Here is a 21719-nt window from a genome sequence, read left to right as displayed (position 1 = left end):
CTTAACAATATAGGGGAAATAAATGGCTGATTGGCTCGACACAATATCAACGCACTGGTTCTGGCTTTCGCTTGGGCTCTTCTTAGTATTGGCAGAATGGGTTGCGCGGGGTCGCTTCCTAATATGGGTTGGCCTGGCGGCATTAATTGTGGGCGCAGCGGACTATTTCCTGCCCATCACCCTTGCCTATCAAGTCGCAATGTTCCTCATATTGTCCGTCTTGACCGTCTTTGCGGGCAAAAAATTTCAGCAGTAAATATGCTTTAAAACCAAAGATGCCCAATGCAACGACCGCGGCGGCGGCATTTAGGGCAGCAGAAGCGCGTCATCCTGAAATGACCGGACACCGGACCCTCTAACGGGTCCGGCCTATCTGGACAGGTTAACGAACCTGAGGTGCCGACTGCCTTACACCTTCATCAACATGGTCGGCAAATTGCGCGAAATTATCGATGAATTGCTGCGCCAGATTTTGCGCGGTCACGTCATATTCCGCGCTGTCGGACCATGCCGCACGTGGATCAAGGATGCCGCTATCGACGCCTTTTACCGCAACCGGGAATTCAAAGCCAAAATTGGGATCCTTGCGGAATTCGGCATTGTTCAAGCTGCCATCCAACGCCGCGTTCAACAGCGCGCGTGTGGCTTTGATCGGCATGCGGCTGATGCCGGGCATCGTTGCCTTGCCACCGGTCCAGCCGGTGTTGACCAACCAGCATTGGACATTGCCCTTGGCAATACGCTCTTTCAACAAATTGCCATAAACACTTGGGTGACGCGGCATGAATGGTGCGCCAAAGCAGGTGGAGAATGTCGCCTCCGGCTCCGTTACGCCAATTTCGGTCCCGGCAACGCGCGCCGTATAGCCCGAAAGGAAGTGATACATCGCCTGATCGGGGGTTAACCGCGCGATAGGAGGCAGCACGCCATAGGCATCAGCGGTCAGGAAGATAATCGTGTTGGGCACAGGGCCCATATTCTTTTCCGACGTGTTCGGGATGAATTCGATGGGGTAAGAACCACGGCTGTTTTCGGCGAGGCTATTGTCGTCGAAATCCAATTCGCGTGTTTCTGGATCAATCACCACATTTTCGAGCACGGTGCCAAAACGCTTGGTTGTGGCGAAAATTTCCGGCTCGGCTTCGGGCGACAGGCGAATCATTTTGGCGTAGCAACCACCTTCAAAGTTGAAAACGGCGGTGTCAGACCAGCCATGTTCATCATCGCCAATCAATGTTCGGCTGGCATCAGCCGACAAGGTGGTCTTTCCGGTGCCTGACAAGCCAAAAAACACGGCGGTATGACCATCCGCACCAATGTTGGCGGAACAATGCATGGGCATAACGCCCTTTACCGGCAGCAAATAATTGAGGATGCCGAACACCGACTTCTTCATTTCACCAGCATAAGCGGTGCCACCAATCAGGATCAGCTTTTCAGTGAAGTTTACCGCGACCACAGTTTCGCTGCGGCAGCCATGGCGCGCGGGATCAGCGCGGAAGCTTGGCAGGTCGATGATGGTGTATTCGGGTATGAAGCTTGCCAATTCCTGCGGCGACGGGCGCACCAGCAAGGTGCGAATAAACAGGTTATGCCACGCAAATTCGTTGATAACGCGCACATTGACGCGATGCTCAGGCTGGGACCCGCCGAACAGGTCAGCGACGTATAATTTGTCTTTACCGCCAAGCGCCGCAATAAAATCTTCCTTCAGCGCGGCGAAATGCGCGGGATCCATCGCGACATTGGTCTTGCCCCACCAGATGCTGTTTTCAGTTTCGGCATCACGAACAATATATTTATCCTTCGCCGAGCGGCCAGTATGCGTGCCAGTTTTGACAACAAGCGGGCCATCCTTGGCCAATATGCCTTCTGAATTGGCGAGCGCGGCTTCCACCAATGGCGCCGTGCCAAGATTACAAAACAGTGTGGCATCCGTGCCGAAACCCTGTTGCGAAAGTGAGATATTCAGTGGTGTCGACATTATATGCTCCGGCAAAAATTGCGAATCTAGTGCATACGTATGCACTTTTATGGCGCTGCCGTTATACGATGCGTCATAGAAGGTCAAATAGGGGCAACATCATTTAGGTGGTCCTGAACCTAAGTGGTCCTGACCCTAATGGACAAAGGTTATCCACGGCAGACTTTGCATAGAATGAGCAATAGATTGAACCCCCGACATTGCCACCCTATAGTTAGGGGATGAGCGCCAATATCGCCCTGGTTGATGATGATCGGAACATTCTGACCTCTGTATCGATTGCGATGCAGGCAGAAGGATTTGTGACGCGGATTTATGCGGACGGCGAAACCGCGTTAAAGGCATTGTTCGAAAATCCAGCAGACCTCGGTATTTTCGACATTAAAATGCCGCGTATGGACGGGCTCGAGCTGCTGCGGCGGCTGCGTGAAAAAAGCGATATGCCTGTCATCTTCTTGACGTCAAAGGATGAGGAGCTGGACGAGGCACTTGGCCTCGCCATGGGTGCTGACGATTATATAACCAAACCATTTTCGCAACGCCTGTTGATTGCACGCGTAAAAGCGATTTTGCGGCGCGCAAGCTACGACAAGGCCGCTGGCAATGGCGAGGCGGAGCCGGAACCAGAACCTATGGTGCGCGGCAAGCTGGAAATGGACCCAGCACGGCATCACGTCAAATGGGACGGCAGTTCGCTTACACTTACAGTGACAGAGTTCATGATCCTTGAGGCGCTGGCCAATCGACCCGGGGTCGTGCGTACCCGTGATCAGCTGATGGACGCGGCCTATCAGGACGATGTCTATGTGGATGACCGCACCATTGACAGCCATATCAAAAGGCTCCGGCGCAAATTCCGTGAAATTGACCCTGAATTCACTGCTATTGATACGCTTTATGGGGCCGGATATCGCTTCGCAGACAGCTGAGCCCGCTGATCTTCAGTTGGGATGGAGCCGGGGGTTATCGCTGACCGCCCGAATACTTGCCGTTAACCTCTTTGTAATTGCTCTGCTGGGTGCCGGTCTGTTCTTTCTCGACAGCTATCGCGTCCGGTTAATTGCAGAGCGTGAAAACGCAGCCCGTGTTCAGGCGAGCTTCTTGGTATCCAGCCTGCCATTTATCGCCACGGAAAAGCGGGACGATTATATCGCCAAATTCGGTCAATTAAACCTGTCGCGGATCCGTGTTTATGACCAAGATGGGACGAAAATATTAGATAGCTTTGCAGGCCGTGAACCCGTTTACGTCTTTCGCGACCCCGACCGCGAACCTTGGCCCAAAATTGCGGCACGCTGGATCGACGTCTTATTCGATTTCCTCGTCGGCGCGGCTAAGCTGGAACGCTATGTTGAGCCTGTGAAAGACACGCCTTCCGCTTGGCCAGAAATGCGCGCGGCAACGCCTTTAAAAGCCGCTTCGATGGTCCGTTTTGCACCCGACCTCACGCACATGATTAGCGCAGCCTCAACAGCGCGCGACCGCAGCTTTACGGTGCTTACCACCGCCAATGAACGCGATATCCGTTTGTTCGTCCGGGCAGAGCGCTTCAACGTCGGCATGTTTTTCCTATTTGCGCTGGCCATTGGCGTTATGCTTTCCGTATTTCTCGCCCGCACTATCGTGCGTCCTTTGCGCCATCTGGCCCGCGCAGCCGTAAAAGTTAGGCTTGGGCGCGCGCAAGAGGTTACCGTTCCTCGCCTGCCCTCGCGCCGCGACGAAATTGGCATGTTGGCTCGCGCGCTTTCGGATATGAGCATAGCGCTACGCCAACGGATAGATGCCACAGAAGCCTTTGCCGCCGATGTCGCGCATGAAATTAAAAATCCGCTGGCATCTTTGCGTTCCGCACTTGATGGCGCAGAGCGGATTGAAGACCCCAAGTTGCGCAAACAATTGATGGATGTTGCAAAGGCCGACGTTCAGCGCATGGATCGCTTAATCAGCGACATTTCGGACGCCAGCCGTGTGGATTCGCAACTGGCCAAAGCGAAGTTTGAACCCATCGACCTTGGCGACATGATCGAACAATTGCTTCAGGCACGCGAAGACCGAGGCAGCGACAAAGGCGTCAACATTGCCTTTGCGCGGCCACGCCGGAAAATCGCAACCGTGATGGGTGAAGATGTCCGCCTTGAACGTATGTTGACCAACTTGATCGACAATGCAGTGTCCTTCTCACCTCCCGGGGCAGTCGTCGAAATATCCGCGACGCTTGCTGATGAAAACGTCATCATCTGGATCAGCGATGAAGGCCCTGGAGTGCCCCCACAAGAGCGGGAGGCCATTTTCCGACGCTTCCACAGCGAACGGCCAGCGACCGAGAATTTTGGTCAGCATAGCGGGCTTGGCCTTGCCATTGCGCGAACAATTATCGAGGGGCATCATGGACGCATTGAGGTGCGTGACCGGGTCGATGGCAAAGGCGGAGCATGCTTCGAAATCACCCTACCCTGCGCGGCGGCGGCAACAGGCTAATGTCGGACATGGTACATGGAAGCGCCGTTGCAATTGATGGAAACGGGGTGCTATTGCTGGGACCGTCCGGCAGCGGAAAATCAGACCTAGCGCTTCGCCTGATTGACCGCGGCGCAAAGCTGATCTGCGACGATATAATACTCATCGAAAACAGATATGGCTTGCCGCAACTGACCATTGCGCCCAACATAGCTGGGAAAATAGAAGTGCGTGGTATCGGGATATGCCCAGTCGATTTCGTCCATTCCGCACCATTGCGCCTAATAGTGCAATTCGCGCAGGACGTGGAACGCATGCCGCCGGAACATCAGAGCGCAACCATAGCGCGATTTTCGGTGCCGATGTTCAAGCTGGATCCATTTCAGGCGAGCAGTGCATTAAAGGTGGAATGGGCGCTCCGGTCGGTCATTGACGCTGCATTGCAGCCGGTGGCAAACGCAGTTGTCGCGTCCAATGAAAGCGTAACAATATGACCCAGAACACAACATCCGAACCGCAGAAAATCCTGCTGATTACTGGTGTGTCCGGGGCCGGCAAGACAACCGCACTGAAAACACTGGAAGACCTGGGCTGGGAAACGGTCGACAATTTTCCGATTAAGCTGGCAGGCCAGCTGCTAAAAATTCCTGCGTCGGGCGGTGAAAATGGACCAGATATTCCGCTGGCGCTGGGCTTTGATAGTCGGACACGCGGTTTTGATGCCGAGGCGCTGATCCGACAAATCAGAAAACTGCAGGCGCAACCTAATCTCGAAATAATGACGCTGTTTTTGGATTGCGCGGGCGCCGAAATTGAACGTCGCTACGCAGAAACCCGCCGCCGCCACCCCATGGCCCAAGACCGACCCGCGCTCGACGGCATCGCCATTGACCGGACTGTGATGGAGCCATTGCGGCGATGGGCGGAGGCCGTGATTGATACAAGCAAGCTGTCGGCGCATGATTTGCAAGTCGTCATCCGCGAACGGTTCAGCAGCGATACGTCTCCGCACTCTAATATCACGGTATCCAGCTTTGGCTTTTCACGCGGCGTCCCGCACAATGCCGACCTGGTATTCGACTTGCGATTTTTGCGGAACCCGCATTGGGACAGCAATTTACGGCCCATGACAGGGTTGGATATGGCGGTTGCCGATTATGTTGCTGCCGATCCGAAATATGATGAAGCTATGCTGAAAATCCGTGACCTGCTGCGATTCCTGCTACCGCTCTACGATGCGCAGGGGAAAGCTTATATCAACATCGCCTTTGGGTGCACGGGTGGGCGTCATCGGTCTGTGCATGTTGCGGAAACTTTTGGCACTTGGCTGCGTGAAGATGGCTTTGCCTTAACGGTTGCACATCGCGATCTGACATCAAGACCAATTGACGCGCTGGAAGAGCCTGCTAACGGCGCAGACAGATTAACGTCGCGACAAGGCAGCTATATCACATGATCGGTTTGATTTTAGTCACGCATGGCAAACTGGCGAACGAGTTTCTTGTTGCGCTTGAACATGTTGTCGGGCCACAAAAGGACGTTGCGACTATCTGCATCGGCCCGCATGATGATATGGAAGCGCGCCGCAATGACATCGCGGCTGCCATCAAAAAGGTGGATAGCGGCAAAGGCGTTATCATCTTATCCGATCTGTTCGGTGGAACGCCGTCAAATCTGTCCATTTCCTTACTCGATAGCGGACGTGTTGAGGTAATCGCAGGCGTCAACCTACCCATGCTCATTCGGCTTGATAGCGCGCGCAAAAATCTAGACGTAAAAGAGGCGGTCGCCGCCGCGCGTGAAGCTGGACGCAAATATATCAGCGTTGCTTCTGAAGTGCTTGAAGCTTCACGATGACGCGGATTAGCCGCACCGTCACTATAGTTAACCTAAAGGGCCTGCACGCCCGCGCCAGCGCCAAATTTGTAACGTTCGTGTCCCGCTTACCCGAAGGGATCAAGGTTGAAGTCGAGAAAGATGGGCAGTCCGTGGCTGGCACGTCCATCATGGGGCTCATGATGTTGGGCGCGGCCAAGGGTAGCGAAATTATCATTCATGTCGACGGTGAACAGGCCGAACTCGCGATTGAAAAGCTGGTCGGGTTGGTTGTCGACGGTTTTGGCGAAGATTGATGCGCCGTGAAATCACCGGATTCTCCAATCCGCTGTTAAAGGAAATACGCGGGCTTCGTGAAAAGAAGCTCCGCAAACGTGCTGGGCTGTTCCTTGCCGAAGGGCTGCGCATTATGACCGAGGCGCGGGAGGCGGGATTTCTTCCCGAAATGCTGTTTCGCGTTAAAGATCGGCCAGTGCATGAACTTGAGGTTGCATTGGAAGCCGAAGTGCTCGGCAACGGCGGCGATGTTATCGAAACCAGCGCCGAAATCATGGCAAAACTGTCAGGCAAGGATAACGCTCAGGTCGTGGTTGGCGTCTATCGGGACCATGGAACTGCTTTGGCAGATGTGGACCGCACGGCAGCACCGATCTGGCTTGTAGCGCAATCCATGCGTGATCCGGGTAATCTTGGCACGATGTTGCGTACGGGCGATGCGGTGGGGGCTGGCGGACTGATCCTGATTGATGATTGCACGGATCCATTTTCTGTTGAGTCCGTCCGCGCGAGCATGGGCGCCATTTTCACGCAAAAGGTCGTGCAATGCCGGTGGGAAGAATTCACGGCATGGCTGCGTGCGGGCGCAGGCCAATTGGTCGGCACCAGCCTGCAAACCGACACTGACTATCAAGCCGCCCGCTACAGCGCGCCATGCTTCATCCTAACGGGCAATGAGGCGCAGGGCTTGCCCGATGATTATGAAGCCGAATGCGACCTACGCGTCAAAATGCCGATGCGTGGCAAGGCGGACAGCTTAAACGCGGCTGTCGCGACCGCCGTTATGGCTTATGAGGTCCTAAACCAGTTTCGGCATTCCGAAGCCGGCTAAGCCTCACGCATTAGCGTCGCGCTGATCCTCAATCGGTGGCGACGTTTCCCCTTCGCCATAACGGGGCAAAGCCTCGACCATAGGGATGTCTTCCAACTCACGCTTGCCGGTTTCGATGTTCAGATCGGCAAATTTTCGGCCCGTTGAAATGACATTGCGTTCGAAGCTACCGACGAATTTATTGTAGTTATTCACCGCCGACGACAGCCCGCTGCCGACTGATTTCAAATGCTGCGCGGCAACCGCAATACGGTCGTACATTTCCTTACCAAGCGCCCCGATTTGCTTGGCCTCGCGCGCTAACCCTTCTTGCCGCCAGACGCTGGCAACCGTGCGGGCGATTGCGACCAAGTTTGTCGGCGTTGCCAACAACACTTTTTTGTCAAAGGCAAAGTCCCACAATTGGGGCTCATGCTCCAATGCAGCCGCCAGAAAATGTTCGCCAGGAACAAACATGATGACATAATCGGGCGCTTCGGAAAATTGATCCCAATAAGCTTTGCGCGACAGCCCATCGATATGGTTCTTCATTGATTGCGTATGGCGCGCCATGGCAACTGCACGCACATCATCGTCCACCGAATCAAATGCGTCCTGATAGTCATTCAACGACACTTTCGCGTCGATCACCAACGTCCTGCCGCCGGGGACATGGATGACCGCGTCGGGCCGCAGTCGTAAACCATCGCCAACATCGATGCTGGTTTCCAAATCAAAATCGACATGTTCAGACAGGCCGCAGCTTTCGAGTACATTTTTCAACTGCTGCTCACCCCAGCGACCGCGCGCCTTGGGCGCATTGCGCAAGGAGTTCATCAGCCCCGAAGCAACGCTCGACACACGTTCCTGCCCCAAGCGCATTTCGCCGATTAACCCCTTCAGGTCGCCATAAGCTTCGGTCCGATCCTTCTCGATTTTGCCGACCTGCTCTTCATAGGCCTTCAGCTTTTCGCCTACAGGGCCAAGCAATTGCTTTAGCCTTTCCTCATTCTTCTCGCCGGCCTGATGGAAACGTTCATCGGCGCGCTGCAGGAACGCCGCCTGCGCCTCGCCCAATAATTTCTGCCCAATCTCGCCAAATTGTGCGGACAGGTTTTCCTTCGCATCGCCCAACGCCGCGATTTGTTCTTCAAAGCTCCGCTCGCGTTCTTCCAGGCTAGTTTCAAGCCGTGCCAAGCGATCCTTTGCGCTGTCCCGTTCGACCACCACCTGATCCAACATCGCCCGCAACTGCGCGGTCGTTTCATGCCCTGCTTTGCCAGCGCGGCTGCCGGCAAACCAGCCCAGCAGCAGCCCGCCCAGCAAGGCAAAAATCACCACGGCAATGACAATCAACGGCTCCAACGGCCATCTCCCAAATTAGAACGAAAATAGAACATAGCCCGTGCAGGGCGGAGGTCAAGTGGCTTCGGCAGAGTTCCGGCTCGACTTCTTAACCCGGGCGTAGCTCATCATGCTCAGCGGCAGCAGGGCAACGTAAATGACGCCGACACCGATGAGCGCAACCCATGGTGCCGCAACCAAGGTTGCGGTAAACAGGCCCACGCCTGCCAACGCCATAAAGCGCAGGCTGCGCCGCACCTTGATTGAAGACCAGCTGTAAGTCGCAACATTGGAAATCATTAACAGCGCGCACAGCAACAGCCATGGCGCAAGAAAGCGATAATCGCGCACCCAATCTGCGCCAGTTTCAAACCAGACCATCATTGGCAGTAAAGCCAGCGCTGCGCCCGGTGGCGATGGAACACCTGTATTAAATCCAGCGGACTTGTGCGGCTGGTTCTCGGTATCAATTTGTGCGTTAAACCTGGCCAGACGCAATGCTGCACACAGCACAAAGAATACCGATATGGTCCAGCCAAAACGCGGCATATCCTGCATGACCCAAATATATATAATCAAAGCAGGCGTGGCGCCGAAAGCAATCACATCCGAAAGCGAATCGAGTTCAGCCCCGAAACGGCTTTCCCCCTTTAACATCCGCGCGATACGGCCATCCATGGCGTCGAGCACGCCAGCAATCACGATTGCGGCAACGGCATTTTCCCAGCGGCCCTGCATGGCAAACCATGCACCCGACAATCCCGTACACAGCGCAAGCGCGGTGACCGCGTTCGGCGCAAGTGCGCGCAAGGATATGCCAGGACGGGAAGGATGCGCGTCCATCAATGCGCGACGGCGATCAGGTCTTGATCAACGCCGATTTCGGCGAGAACCGTTTCCCCGGCAACGCAACGCTGGCCCTTGATGACCCGCGACGCCGTCCCATGCGGCAAATACACATCAACGCGGCTGCCAAAGCGGATCAAGCCGACCCGCTGCCCATTGGCGACGCTGTCACCTTCTTTCACAAAAGCGACGATGCGGCGGGCGACCAAGCCAGCGATTTGCGTAAAGCCAATGCGCACGCCATCGCTGCGTTCCACGAGAAAATGTTGGCGTTCATTTTCTTCACTGGCCTTATCAAGGTCGGCGTTGAGGAATTTGCCCGCGATATACACAACGCGCTTAATAGTGCCGCGAATGGGTGTCCGGTTGATGTGCACGTCAAACACGCTCATAAAAATCGAAACGCGCGTCATGGGCTGGTCACCCAAACCATCCGGTCCGCGCAATTCCAGTGGCGGGAGGACTTGTTCGATCAACGTGACAAGCCCATCGGCGGGTGCCACGATAAACCGCTCGTCGATTGGCGTCGTACGCGCAGGATCGCGAAAGAAGGCCAGTGTCCACACGGTGACGGCTGCCATAGGCCAAGCCAGCGTTTCCCATGCCATGAAGGCAAAAAACAGGGTTATACCTGCGGCGATAAGGCCGAACTTGCGGCCCTCAGGATGGATCGGCGGAAACGACCATTTCGCAACCCCGGCACCCCGGTTTGTCAATTCTTGTCTGCTCATGAGCCTTAGCTAGGGGATGCGCCGCCATCTTACAACCTAAGATGCCATTTCAGCCCTTTTCAGACAATTTGGGGGATGCAGTTGAACATATGACAAACTTTGCTATGGCACCGCTCAACATCCCATCTCCCTAATGGAAAGTGCTTTCTACCATGGCAAAAATTAAGGTCAAAAACCCAGTCGTCGAGCTTGATGGCGACGAAATGACACGGATCATCTGGGAATGGATCCGTGAGCGACTCATTTTGCCATATCTCGATGTTGATCTAAAATATTACGACCTTGGCATGGAATATCGCGACAAGACCAATGATAAGGTCACCGTCGATTCTGCCAACGCCATCCGCGAATTCGGTGTCGGCGTAAAGTGCGCCACAATTACGCCAGATGAAGCGCGCGTCGAAGAATTCGGCCTGCAGAAAATGTGGAAGTCGCCTAATGGCACCATCCGTAACATTTTGGGCGGCGTAGTTTTCCGCGAACCAATCGTCATCGACAACGTACCACGCTTGATCCCGGGCTGGACGGACCCCATCGTCATTGGGCGTCATGCTTTCGGTGACCAATATCGCGCTACGGATTTCCTAGTTCCCGGACCCGGAACGCTGCGTCTCGTATGGGATGGCGATGATGGGCAGAAAATTGACGAAGAGGTTTTCCGTTACCCTTCGCCCGGCGTGGCGCTCGCGATGTACAATCTCGACGATTCTATCCGCGACTTTGCCCGTGCGTCGTTGAACTATGGCGTAACGCGCGAATGGCCCGTATATCTGTCGACTAAGAACACCATCCTCAAATATTATGACGGCCGCTTCAAGGATCTATTCCAAGAAGTGTACGAAGCCGAATTCGCGGCAAAGTTCAAGGAACTGGGCATTGTCTATGAGCACCGTTTGATCGACGACATGGTCGCATCGGCGCTGAAATGGTCGGGTAAGTTCATTTGGGCATGTAAGAATTATGACGGCGACGTGCAGTCTGATCAGGTTGCGCAGGGTTTTGGCTCGCTTGGCCTGATGACTTCCATTCTGATGACACCAGATGGCAAGACCGTTGAAGCCGAAGCCGCGCACGGCACGGTTACGCGCCACTATCGCCAGCATCAGCAAGGTAAGGCAACCTCAACCAACCCGATTGCGTCCATTTTCGCATGGACGGGCGGCCTTAAATTCCGTGGGAAGTTTGACGAAACGCCCGAAGTCACGCGCTTTGCCGAAACGCTGGAAGAAGTGTGCATTCAAACCGTTGAAGACGGCCATATGACCAAGGATCTCGCGATCCTTATCGGCCCAGATCAGGCTTGGATGACCACAGAACAGTTTTTTGAGCAAGTTCGTGCCAATCTCGAAATCAAAATGGGCAGCTGGATGTAAATCCAGAGCATTTGAATAAATAAGAGCGCGGGGGGCAACTCCCGCGCTTTTTTATTGCCCCCCCCTTTCATTCTCATGCCACCTGTGCGTAAATGCAGGTCATGGCAGGTGAACTACAAACCGAAGGCATTAGCGATCTGCTCGTCATTTTGGGTGCAGCGGGCATAGTGATCCCCGCTTTTGCCCGACTTCGCATCACACCCATCATTGGTTTTATATTGGTCGGGATAATGGTTGGCCCCATGGGACTTGGATCCTTGGTGCCAATTTACCCAATGCTCGAATGGGTGACCATCACCAATCCAGAGGCTATTCACCCCATAGGCGAATATGGCATTATATTATTGCTGTTCTCCATTGGTCTTGAGCTATCCTTCCGCAGATTATGGAAGATGCGACGCTTGGTATTCGGCGTCGGTGCGGCACAGTTATTCGGCGCTGGCCTGATTATCGCGGCTGGTTTGTATGCCTTCGGATATGGCGCGACCGCGGCCATCGGCATTGGCGTTGCATTAGCGCTCTCATCGACGGCTTTGGTAATCCCAATATCCGGCACGCATTCCGCCGTTGGTAAGTCCGCGCTGGCCATGTTGCTGTTCGAAGATTTGGCCATTGTGCCGATTATATTCGTTTTGGGTGCGTTGGCGCCTCAAGCCGGTGCAGATTCATGGTCAGGTCTTTTCACCGTATTGTGGCAAGGAAGCCTTGTCATCATCGCCATGCTTGTGCTCGGCCGATTTTTCCTGCCCCGCTTATTCGGACAAGCCGCACGCACAAAAAGCCCTGAATTATTTGTATCGGTCAGCTTGCTCGTCGTCATTGTTGCAAGTCTGGCGACGGGCGCGGTTGGCCTTTCGCCCATCGTGGGTGCAATGATCGCTGGTCTCTTAATCGCCGAGACCGATTATCATGCAGAAGTTGAGGTTATGACTGCACCCTTCAAAGGGCTGGCACTTGGTGTCTTTCTCATCAGCATTGGCATGCAGGTCGATTTGCGTTTCGTCGCCGCCAATTGGGCCGCCTTGGTTGGCGCCGTGGCGGCGGTGGTGCTTGTTAAAGCCGCTGTGACGGCAAGTTTGTTGAAGTTGAACGGGGCTCGCACGGGCACCGCAGCCGAAACAGGCGTCCTTATGGGAAGCCCGTCCGAAACAACCCTCATCGTCTTAGGCGTCGCGGGCGCAGCGCAGATCATCGACGCTGCCACCGTTAATTTCTGGCAAGTGGCCACCGCAGTGGGCCTTACGATCACGCCGATATTGGCGCGCATCGGTCATGATATGGCCCGCCGTCTAGAATTGCGCGAGAGCGATGAGGAGGCCTATGAACAAGACCCCACGCAGGATCCACGAACGGTCGTGATCGGCTTTGGCCGTGTTGGAAAGCTGGTGGCCGACATGCTGACCATGCATGGCCAGCCTTATGTTGCCGTGGAATCCGATGTCGACGCCGTAACTGCCGCGCGGCGTGCGGGGTATAAGGTTGTATATGGCGACATATCACGGCCCGAAACGCTGGATAAATTGAGCTTGGGCCATGCCAAGGCATTGATTCTGACCATGGACCAACCGGTATTGGCCGAACATATCGTCAAGCGCGTTCGTAAATGGTTGCCCGATATCACGATTGTCGCGCGCGCCCGTGATCCGGATCATGCCGCGCGACTTTATCAAGCGGGCGTCACTGACGCCGTGCCCGAAACGCTGGAAAGCTCGCTTCAGCTATCAGAAGCAGTGCTTGTCGATCTGGGTGTTGCCATGGGCCCGGTGATCGCGTCGATTCACGAAAAGCGCGACGAGTTCCGCCGACAGATAAAGGAAGCTGGAGGCCTTGAGGAGGCCCCCAAACTCAAACTTACCTCTTAACCAGCAATTTTTGCCTTAATCGCATCCAGCGCGGCTTGGGCCAACTCGGCGCCTGCAGGACCGCCGCCTTGCGCCATGTCAGGGCGTCCGCCGCCGCCTTGCGCGCCCATGGCCTCCGTCGCCGCACGCACAAGGTCAGGCGCAGTTATGGTGCCATGCAAGGCAGGCGAGACGGCAACCACAACCGTGTTGCTGTTTTCATTGGCGGCGATGATGGCCACGATGCCCGTGCCAATGGCCTTCATCTGGTCATCGGCAAGGCCGCGCAGCATTTTTGGTTCAATGCCCGCGATAACTTGCCCCATGAAGGTGATGTCACCGATATGTTCGGCCTCTGCCTTTGGACCACCGCCACCGGACAAAGCGAGCGCGGTCTTGGCTTCGGACAGTTCCTTCTCCAACCGCTTGCGATCGCTCATGAGCGTTTCGATACGCACACCCACTTCGTCCGGCGCAGTCTTCAACATTGCGGCTACATTCTTCAGCTGAGTCTCGCGGCCAACAAGCCATAAGCGCGCAGCTTCGCCCGTCAGCGCCTCAATACGGCGAATGCCGCTTGCCACTGCGCCTTCGGAGATGATCGTGAACAAAGCGATGTCGCCCAATGCATTGACATGGGTGCCGCCGCACAGTTCCAACGAATAATGCGTGTTCTCGCTCCTGCCCATGGTCAGCACGCGGACTTCTTCGCCATATTTCTCGCCGAACAAGGCCAAAGCGCCCGCGGCGACGGCGTCATCGGGGGTCATCAACCGCGTAGTCACCGCGTCATTGCCGCGGATTTGCGCGTTTACATCGGCCTCGATCATCGCAATTTCTTGCAGCGTCACTGCCTGGTTATGCGAAAAATCGAACCGCAGGCGATCTGGTGCGACCATACTGCCCTTTTGCGTCACATGCTCACCTAAACGGTGGCGCAATGACGCATGCAGCAAGTGCGTAGCGCTATGGTTGGCGCGCAACGCGTCACGACGCTGGGTATCGATTTTCAGCGTGACGAAATCGCCGACTTTAATCTCGCCTGCGCCAATCGTGACCTGATGCGCGTGCAAACGGCCCAAGGGCTTTGCCGTGTCGGTCACTTCGCCGCGCATATTGCCGCCAGAAATTACGCCCGCGTCACCCATCTGTCCGCCGCTCTCGCCATAAAATGGCGTTTGGTTGGTGATGACCGTAACCGTGTCATTGGCGACCGCCGATTGCACCTCAACGCCGTCATTGACGAGTGCAACAACTTGCCCCTCGCCTTCGTTCGCGGCGTAGCCTGTAAACTCGGTGCTGCCGACGCGTTCGGCGATATCGAACCAGACATCGTCCGAAGCCTTCGCACCCGACCCCTTCCATGCGGCCCGCGCCATCGCTTTTTGACTGTTCATCGCGGTTTCAAAACCCGCCTGATCAATGCCGAAGCCTTGCGCACGCAAAGCGTCCTCGGTCAGATCATAGGGAAAGCCATAAGTGTCATATAGCTTGAACGCGGTGTCGCCCGCCAGAATATCGCCCGGCGTCATGCCAGCGGTCGCTTCGTCGAGCAGCTTAATGCCCTTATCAAGCGTCCGGCGGAACTGCGTTTCCTCTTGCTTCAACGTCGCCTCAATCATGGGCTGCGCGCGCAATAGTTCCGGATAGGCCGCACCCATTTCGGCAGCAAGGCTTCCGACCAGACGGTGCATCAGCGGTTCTTTCGCGCCAAGAATATGCGCATGGCGCATGGCGCGGCGCATGATCCGCCGCAAGACATAGCCGCGACCTTCATTCGACGGCATCACGCCATCGGCGAGCAGAAAGCTGGTCGAACGCAGATGGTCCGCGATGACGCGATGGCTGGCCTTTTGTTCGCCAACTGCCTTTGTGCCGGTGAGTTCCTCAGACGCGTTAATCAACGCCTTGAACGTATCGGTGTCGTAATTATCCGTTACGCCCTGCATAACCGCAGAAATGCGCTCTAGCCCCATGCCCGTATCAATAGACGGCTTGGGCAATGGCACGTCGGTGCCGTCGTCCTGCCGTTCAAACTGCATGAACACAAGGTTCCAGATTTCAACAAAACGGTCGCCATCTTCATCAGGGCTTCCCGGAGGGCCGCCGAAAATATGGTCGCCATGGTCGTAGAATATTTCACTGCATGGTCCGCAGGGTCCAGTGTCGCCCATTGACCAAAAATTGTCCGTCGTGGCGATACGGATGATCCGTTCTTCAGGCAGGCCGGCAATCTTGCGCCAAAGGTCGAACGCCTCATCATCGGTGTGATAGACGGTGGCTGTCAACCGCGCGGGGTCAAGCCCCCATTCCTTAGTCAACAATGTCCATGCATGGGTAATCGCCTGCTCTTTGAAATAATCGCCGAACGAAAAATTACCGAGCATTTCAAAAAACGTGTGGTGCCGCGCCGTATAGCCCACATTATCGAGGTCGTTATGCTTGCCCCCTGCCCGCACGCATTTCTGGCTTGAGGCAGCACGCGGCGTTTCGCGACTTTCCAGGCCCGTGAACACATTCTTGAACGGCACCATCCCAGCATTGACGAACATCAATGTCGGATCATTATAGGGCACGAGCGGTGCAGACTGCACTATGTCATGATTGGCACCACCGAAATAATCGAGGAAGCCGCGGCGAATGTCATTGGTCGAGGTCATAATGACTGCGACTTAGGGAACGACTCGCCGCGCTGCAAGCCGGATATGCAGTTTGCGGTCGCCATCATGCATAGGCGTAAGGTCCGCCCTTTTGCAGAGCGGCCTGATACGCTGGACGGGCATGGATTTTTTCAACGAAAGCAATGAGGTTTGGAAGGTTCGAAGCGCGACCCATTTTAACCGCAGCTTCAGCCGGAAAACTCAACATAATGTCAGCGCCCGTAAGGCTATCGCCAACAAACCAACCCGTCGCTTTCAAACTGTCATCCATCAACGCAAAATGGCTTTCAAGCTGCTGATTGATACGCGGATGCAAGGGCGCAGCAGCATCGCCCAGACGGGCCGTATACAGGTTCAGCAAGATGGGCGTCATCGCCGAGCCTTCGGCAAAATGCATGAATTCCAGATAGCGGATATGTGCATCAGTGCCGCGTGCAGGAACAAGATGTGCGCCATTATGCCGTTCGCACAGATATTCGACAATCGCGCCAGATTCGGAAATGATTTTGCCGTCATCTTCAATCAACGGCGACTTGCCCAAAGGGTGCACGTTCAAAAGCGCTTCGGGCGCAAGATTGGTCACAGCATCACGCGCATGATGGCGAATTTCATAAGGGAGGTTGAGCTCTTCGAGCAACCACAAGATACGTTGCGAACGCGAATTGTTGAGATGGTGTACGATGATGGTCATGGCTGCTTCCTTATGGATAGTCGTAATTTTGATGCATTTGTGCGGCGATTTCGCGCACCAGCTTGGCGGCCACGATGGCGGTAATGTCGTTTACGTCCCGCGCGGGGTTAAGTTCAACAATATCTGCGCCGACAATCTGCCCGCGTTGCTTAGCGATAATGGACAGGACTTCGCGGATCGTTAAGCCGCCGGGCTCTGGATGTGCCACACCGGGCGCTTCGGAAGGATCAATGCCGTCAAGGTCGATGCTGATATACAAGGGGCCGTCAAGAATGGGCACCATCGCGACTTCGAAATTGAGTATCGGCAGAATGTCCACATTATACCGATCCGCCTGTTCGCGGCAGTGCCTATTCAACGTGCGAATGCCGACCTGCACAATATGTTTTGCATGACCCGCTTCTAATATGCGCGCAAAGGGCGAGGCATGGCTGCGCGGATTGCCTTCGAAATCAGCATATATATCCGGATGCGCATCAATATGCAGAATGTTGAGCGGTCCATAACGCGCCGCCAGCGCCGCAACGATGGGGTATGTCACCGCATGATCACCGCCCAGCAACAACGGGATAGCATCTGCGTTCACGGTTTCGGTCACCGCCTGGAGAATCAAGGCGTCATCGGCGGCGCAGTCAACGTCCGATAGGGGCAAATCACCGAGGTCCGTGAGCATGACGTCAGTGCCAATTTCAAGGCCTGATTGCGCGGACAAATTGCCACGGTCACTCCATAAGGCTGCGCGTATCGCAGGCGGTGCCAATGCGGCACCGCGCTCAAACGAGCTGTTTTGATCAGTCGGCAAACCGATAAGATGAATGACGGGCTTCATACCGACCGTTGTGCCCCAGCCATTGTGCCTGTCAAGAACTTAGCGCCCGTGCGCCCGCCGATGCGGCACGTAAAGCAAAGCATCTGCCGACCATCATATAAATGACCCGCCCCGGGGTGGACCAGGGCGGGCCGAAAGCAGCAGTCTCAGGCAAGACTGCGCTTGTCCGTAAAATCTTAAATGTCGTCGTCCGCGTCTGGCCCTGTCATCAGGACTTCAGAGACCTCCTCTGTTTTGCCGCGAATGGCTGCTTCCAACCGCGCTGCAACCTCAGGATTTTCGGTCAGATAGTTTTTCGAATTCTCACGACCTTGGCCAATACGGATCGAGTCATAGCTAAACCAACTACCCGATTTTTCGACCAATCCCGCCTTCACACCCAGATCGAGCAGCTCACCCGTTTTGGAAATGCCTTCGCCATACATGATGTCAAATTCGACCTGCTTGAATGGCGGCGCAACCTTGTTCTTCACAACCTTCACGCGGGTCGTGTTGCCAACAATATCTTCGCCTGCCTTGATCTGGCCCGTGCGGCGGATGTCCAAACGCACCGATGCATAGAATTTCAAGGCATTGCCGCCCGTTGTCGTTTCTGGCGAACCATACATCACCCCGATCTTCATACGAATCTGGTTGATGAAGATGACCATGCAGTTCGACCGGCTGATTGAACCGGTAATCTTGCGCAGCGCCTGGCTCATCAAGCGCGCCTGCAAACCCACATGGCTGTCGCCCATTTCGCCTTCGATTTCTGCGCGCGGAACAAGTGCCGCGACCGAGTCGATGACGATGATGTCCACTGCGTTTGAACGCACCAAAGTGTCAGCAATCTCGAGCGCTTGTTCACCGGTATCCGGCTGCGACACGATCAAATTATCTACGTCTACGCCAAGCTTCTTGGCATAGCCGGGATCAAGCGCATGCTCTGCGTCGATAAAGGCCGCTGTACCGCCTGCCTTTTGCGCCTCTGCAATTACGTGCAGGGTCAATGTCGTCTTACCCGAACTTTCAGGGCCGTAAATTTCAATCACGCGTCCCTTGGGCAATCCACCAATGCCAAGCGCGATATCCAACCCAAGCGAACCCGTCGATACAGCATCAATGCTAATCGCTTCACGACTGCCAAGCTTCATCGCGGAACCCTTGCCGAATGCGCGATCAATCTGCGCCAAAGCTGCTTCTAGGGCCTTTTCACGTTCCGAATTTTTCATACCGTTTGCCTGATTCCCATCAATTATTTTAAGACTTGCTGCCATTTTTCCACTCCTTAGCGTCATGCCTGTTCCGAAGGACTTCCCCGGAACGCAACCTATGTACGCCTTCTGTTCCAAAAGAACAAGAGTGGAACAAATAAATTTACATGTTGTTTTTCAGTACCTAACCTAATTGCCCTGCGCAAGCGCGTCGTGCACCGCCTCGGCAATTTGCTGGACGGAAAACGGCTTAGCCAAGAAAGCGACATTGTCGAGGCTGATCGTTTCGCGCAATTGCTCCTCGGCATAGCCAGATATGAATAGCAGCCGGATATCGCCATAATTTTCGCGCAATCGCCGTGCCATGGATGGCCCATCCAAATTGGGCATGACGACATCGGATACGACCAAATCGTAACGCTTCCCATCGGCGAAGAGTTCAAGCGCTTGTTCTCCGTCGTTCGCGGTTTCCACCACATAGCCTTGCCGGACCAGAGCCCGTTCAGCCACGGCACGCACCATGTCTTCGTCCTCAACGATTAAAATCCGGCCACTGCCCCATAAGTCCTTTGGCTTGTACGAGTCGCGCTTGGTGACTTCGGGCGCGGGAATTTCGCCCCGGTGGAGCGGTAAGAAGATGTCAAACCGCGTGCCATTTCCCAGCTGGGATTCGGCAAAAATAAATCCGCCAGATTGTTTGACGATGCCATATACCGTCGACAGGCCAAGCCCTGTACCTTTGCCCATTTCTTTGGTTGTGAAAAACGGTTCGAATATCTTCGACAGATTTTCTCTCGGGATACCAACGCCGCTATCTTCGACAGAAAGTTGAACATAATCACCGATTGGCAAAAACTCTATGCCCATTGCGGCAACTTCACTTTGGCTAACGGCCGCAGTGCGGATGTGTACGACGCCCCCTTTGGGCATTGCGTCACGCGCGTTCACGCCCAAGTTGATGATAACTTGTTCGAGCTGCCCCGGGTCAGCCCGCACAGCGCCAACGCCGCGCCCATGATGCACCTCAAGCCGCACGGTTTCGCCCAAAAGGCGCTTCAACAGGCTGGAAACATCGGCAACGACATTGGCCAGTTGCAGGATTTGCGGCCGTAAGGTCTGTTGACGCGAAAAGGCGAGGAGTTGGCGCGTCAGGCTGGCCGCGCGGTTGGAGTTATTCTTGATCTGCTGGATATCGTCATAATCGCTGTCACCCGGCTGATGTCGCAACAGCATAAGGTCGCAATAGCCAATGATCGCAGTCAGGATATTGTTGAAATCATGCGCGACGCCGCCTGCAAGCTGACCAATGGATTCCATCTTGGTCTGCTGCGCAACTTGGCGTTTCAATGTAATCTCTTCGCTATTGTCCTTCAGCCCAAGTAGCACCGCAGCCTCACCAAGTCCGCGCACGCCTGCGATCGACAAAGCGATTACCTCATCGGGTCGCTCCTTTAGCCGAATGGCGATATCGCCCGAAGTTACTGCCCCGCTGCCATATCGCCGAATACTATCAAGGACCGCGCCCTTATCCTCACTGATGACAAGATCGCCCGGATAAGGTGGCAATTTACCTGCTTGCAGATCTAGCACTCTCGCGAAGGCATCATTGGCAAACAGGAACCGTCCGTCGCGATCAACCAACGCAAGCCCAAGTGGAAGCGTCGACAGCAATTGTTCCACATGCGCCAATGCCAAGCCACGATCAACTTTCGCACCTTCTTCATCGACTGCGAGTAAAAGCGCGGTGCTTTCCGCATTTTCTTCGTTCAAAGGCACGTGCAGCAACCGGATCGGCAAGCCCCGACGCCCCTCATGTTCAAAATACACGCTGCCTTTTTCATCCATCCGGACAAAATCGGCAAAGAGCTGACCAAGAATAGGCTCTGGATCCGTACCCGTCGCGCGCAATGCAAAGGCGGGATTGGCCGCACGCACTCGGCCATCGGCGCTCACGGCGACCGCCATTACGCCGCTGCTGGACATCGCTCTACCAATACGCCCAGTGATCATCTCAATCGCGCGGTGTTCAATGGCGATCTCCTCTAATGCCGCCAAATGCCACAACAGATATTCGTCGGCCATGCCTGCCCGAGCCACCTTAACGCTGTAGCTTCGGTTCTGTTTTACGATCGTTATGCTATCTGTGCTTCCGTCGCGCCATGCCGCACGACCTGCGGCCACAAGTAACGCGCGGTTGGCGTCATCGACGCCAAGATCTGGTGGCGCTTTCAAACCGGGAAAGGCAATTGTGTAATGGTCATTGGCGCAGACCAAACGACCAGCCCGGTCGCTGACCGCGATGGCAGCATTGCTCATCTGAGTCGCGGCATGGGTTATCGACCAGTCGGGCACGGACAATTCTGACGCGCTCTCGGCGGCATGATTATTGCGGAAAAAATAAATCAGGCCGGCGGAGGCGATTATCGCTCCTGCACAAGATCCCAACAAAATGATATTTTCGGTTGAAAACCAAATGATTGCGAGCGACAATAAGGTCGCCAGCACCACGACCCCGAGCCTTTGAAAATCCAGCCGCGGATATGTCTCGACATCCCCGCCAAGCATCTGAAAATCAGTCGGCGGCGATATCTTGTTCAAAATGGCCCCTTATCCGATAAAATCATGCAGCTCAGCCTTAAGGCACAGTTTTCCATAGCTTTGGGCTGGAACGCATCGGACCATTTGTCAAGATTTCGTGATCGCCATGCAGGGCCTTCCAATGGGCTGAGCGAATTTCTTGAAACTAAATTACACATCAACCATTTGATATAATTTACATTAAGTTGCATCTGGCGCATTGACGTGTGCTGATGGGGCAGGTTATCAAATGCTTAGCCACAGGAGCAG

19 protein-coding genes are annotated in these 21719 nt (G+C 55.0%); 10 read left to right on the top strand and 9 right to left on the bottom strand.

Annotation, left to right across the window (positions count from 1 at the left end; all coding sequences use genetic code 11):
• Positions 1 to 22: 22 nt before the first annotated feature.
• Entirely contained in the window at positions 23 to 256 is a 234-nt protein-coding gene (locus tag ACILP3_RS04565) for an NfeD family protein (protein ID WP_395615485.1), read from the top strand.
• 126 nt (positions 257 to 382) lie between these two features.
• Here ACILP3_RS04565 and ACILP3_RS04560 read toward each other — a convergent pair whose 3' ends face one another.
• The gene (locus ACILP3_RS04560; protein WP_395615484.1) at positions 383 to 1984 is read right to left on the bottom strand and encodes a phosphoenolpyruvate carboxykinase; all 1602 of its coding nucleotides are present in this window, start codon (positions 1982 to 1984) and stop codon (positions 383 to 385) included.
• A gap of 221 nt (positions 1985 to 2205) precedes the next feature.
• Here ACILP3_RS04560 and ACILP3_RS04555 point away from each other — a divergent pair, with 221 nt between their 5' ends.
• Genes ACILP3_RS04555 through ACILP3_RS04525 form a run of 7 tightly spaced genes read left to right on the top strand, consistent with a single transcriptional unit; the run spans position 2206 to position 7385 of the window.
• Entirely contained in the window at positions 2206 to 2913 is a 708-nt protein-coding gene (locus ACILP3_RS04555) for a response regulator (RefSeq protein ID WP_395615483.1), read from the top strand.
• A complete protein-coding gene (locus ACILP3_RS04550; protein ID WP_395615482.1) occupies positions 2882 to 4462 on the top strand; it encodes a stimulus-sensing domain-containing protein in 1581 nt (526 codons plus the stop codon). Before ACILP3_RS04555 ends, ACILP3_RS04550 begins: the two co-directional genes overlap by 32 nt.
• Positions 4462 to 4935, top strand: a complete 474-nt coding sequence (locus ACILP3_RS04545) for an HPr kinase/phosphorylase (protein ID WP_395615481.1) — start codon at positions 4462 to 4464, stop codon at positions 4933 to 4935. The genes ACILP3_RS04550 and ACILP3_RS04545 overlap by 1 nt, the downstream gene beginning before the upstream one ends.
• Complete coding sequence (rapZ, locus tag ACILP3_RS04540) at positions 4932 to 5897, top strand: RNase adapter RapZ (RefSeq protein WP_395615480.1); 966 nt, start codon at positions 4932 to 4934, stop codon at positions 5895 to 5897. The genes ACILP3_RS04545 and rapZ overlap by 4 nt, the downstream gene beginning before the upstream one ends.
• On the top strand, positions 5894 to 6298 hold the full coding sequence (locus ACILP3_RS04535) for a PTS sugar transporter subunit IIA (RefSeq protein WP_395615479.1): 405 nt from the start codon (positions 5894 to 5896) through the stop codon (positions 6296 to 6298). Before rapZ ends, ACILP3_RS04535 begins: the two co-directional genes overlap by 4 nt.
• Positions 6295 to 6573, top strand: a complete 279-nt coding sequence (locus ACILP3_RS04530) for an HPr family phosphocarrier protein (RefSeq protein ID WP_395615478.1) — start codon at positions 6295 to 6297, stop codon at positions 6571 to 6573. Before ACILP3_RS04535 ends, ACILP3_RS04530 begins: the two co-directional genes overlap by 4 nt.
• Positions 6573 to 7385, top strand: coding sequence for a TrmH family RNA methyltransferase (locus ACILP3_RS04525; protein ID WP_395615477.1), 813 nt, complete (start codon positions 6573 to 6575; stop codon positions 7383 to 7385). The genes ACILP3_RS04530 and ACILP3_RS04525 overlap by 1 nt, the downstream gene beginning before the upstream one ends.
• Positions 7386 to 7388: 3 nt before the next feature.
• Here the strand turns inward: ACILP3_RS04525 and rmuC are convergent, their stop codons facing one another.
• From rmuC to ACILP3_RS04510, 3 genes are read right to left on the bottom strand one after another with little or no spacing between them, the layout of a single operon-like run.
• A complete protein-coding gene (rmuC, locus tag ACILP3_RS04520) occupies positions 7389 to 8729 on the bottom strand; it encodes a DNA recombination protein RmuC (RefSeq protein WP_395615476.1) in 1341 nt (446 codons plus the stop codon).
• Positions 8730 to 8783: 54 nt separating this feature from the next.
• Complete coding sequence (locus tag ACILP3_RS04515; protein WP_395615475.1) at positions 8784 to 9518, bottom strand: CDP-alcohol phosphatidyltransferase family protein; 735 nt, start codon at positions 9516 to 9518, stop codon at positions 8784 to 8786.
• 32 nt (positions 9519 to 9550) lie between these two features.
• The gene (locus ACILP3_RS04510) at positions 9551 to 10285 is read right to left on the bottom strand and encodes a phosphatidylserine decarboxylase (protein WP_395615474.1); all 735 of its coding nucleotides are present in this window, start codon (positions 10283 to 10285) and stop codon (positions 9551 to 9553) included.
• Between the two features lie 152 nt (positions 10286 to 10437).
• Between ACILP3_RS04510 and ACILP3_RS04505 the strand changes: the two genes are divergently transcribed.
• Positions 10438 to 11658 carry an NADP-dependent isocitrate dehydrogenase gene (locus ACILP3_RS04505; protein ID WP_395615473.1) on the top strand — a complete coding sequence of 407 codons (1221 nt, stop codon included), beginning with the start codon at positions 10438 to 10440 and terminating at the stop codon, positions 11656 to 11658.
• A gap of 101 nt (positions 11659 to 11759) precedes the next feature.
• Entirely contained in the window at positions 11760 to 13520 is a 1761-nt protein-coding gene (locus tag ACILP3_RS04500) for a cation:proton antiporter (RefSeq protein WP_395615472.1), read from the top strand.
• Here ACILP3_RS04500 and alaS read toward each other — a convergent pair.
• The 5 genes from alaS to ACILP3_RS04475 form a co-directional block, all read right to left on the bottom strand.
• Entirely contained in the window at positions 13517 to 16159 is a 2643-nt protein-coding gene (alaS, locus tag ACILP3_RS04495) for an alanine--tRNA ligase (protein ID WP_395615471.1), read from the bottom strand. The genes ACILP3_RS04500 and alaS overlap by 4 nt on opposite strands.
• Before the next feature lie 64 nt (positions 16160 to 16223).
• A complete protein-coding gene (locus ACILP3_RS04490; protein WP_395615470.1) occupies positions 16224 to 16850 on the bottom strand; it encodes a glutathione S-transferase family protein in 627 nt (208 codons plus the stop codon).
• Between the two features lie 10 nt (positions 16851 to 16860).
• On the bottom strand, positions 16861 to 17679 hold the full coding sequence (speB, locus tag ACILP3_RS04485; protein WP_395615469.1) for an agmatinase: 819 nt from the start codon (positions 17677 to 17679) through the stop codon (positions 16861 to 16863).
• A gap of 176 nt (positions 17680 to 17855) precedes the next feature.
• A complete protein-coding gene (recA, locus tag ACILP3_RS04480; protein WP_395615468.1) occupies positions 17856 to 18935 on the bottom strand; it encodes a recombinase RecA in 1080 nt (359 codons plus the stop codon).
• A gap of 126 nt (positions 18936 to 19061) precedes the next feature.
• Positions 19062 to 21470, bottom strand: coding sequence for an ATP-binding protein (locus tag ACILP3_RS04475; protein WP_395615467.1), 2409 nt, complete (start codon positions 21468 to 21470; stop codon positions 19062 to 19064).
• Positions 21471 to 21719 lie beyond the last annotated feature (249 nt).

The sequence above is a fragment of the Sphingorhabdus sp. genome, assembly GCF_044239665.1.
GTDB lineage: Bacteria > Pseudomonadota > Alphaproteobacteria > Sphingomonadales > Sphingomonadaceae > Sphingorhabdus_B.
This window is presented reverse-complemented; position numbering and strand designations above follow the sequence as displayed.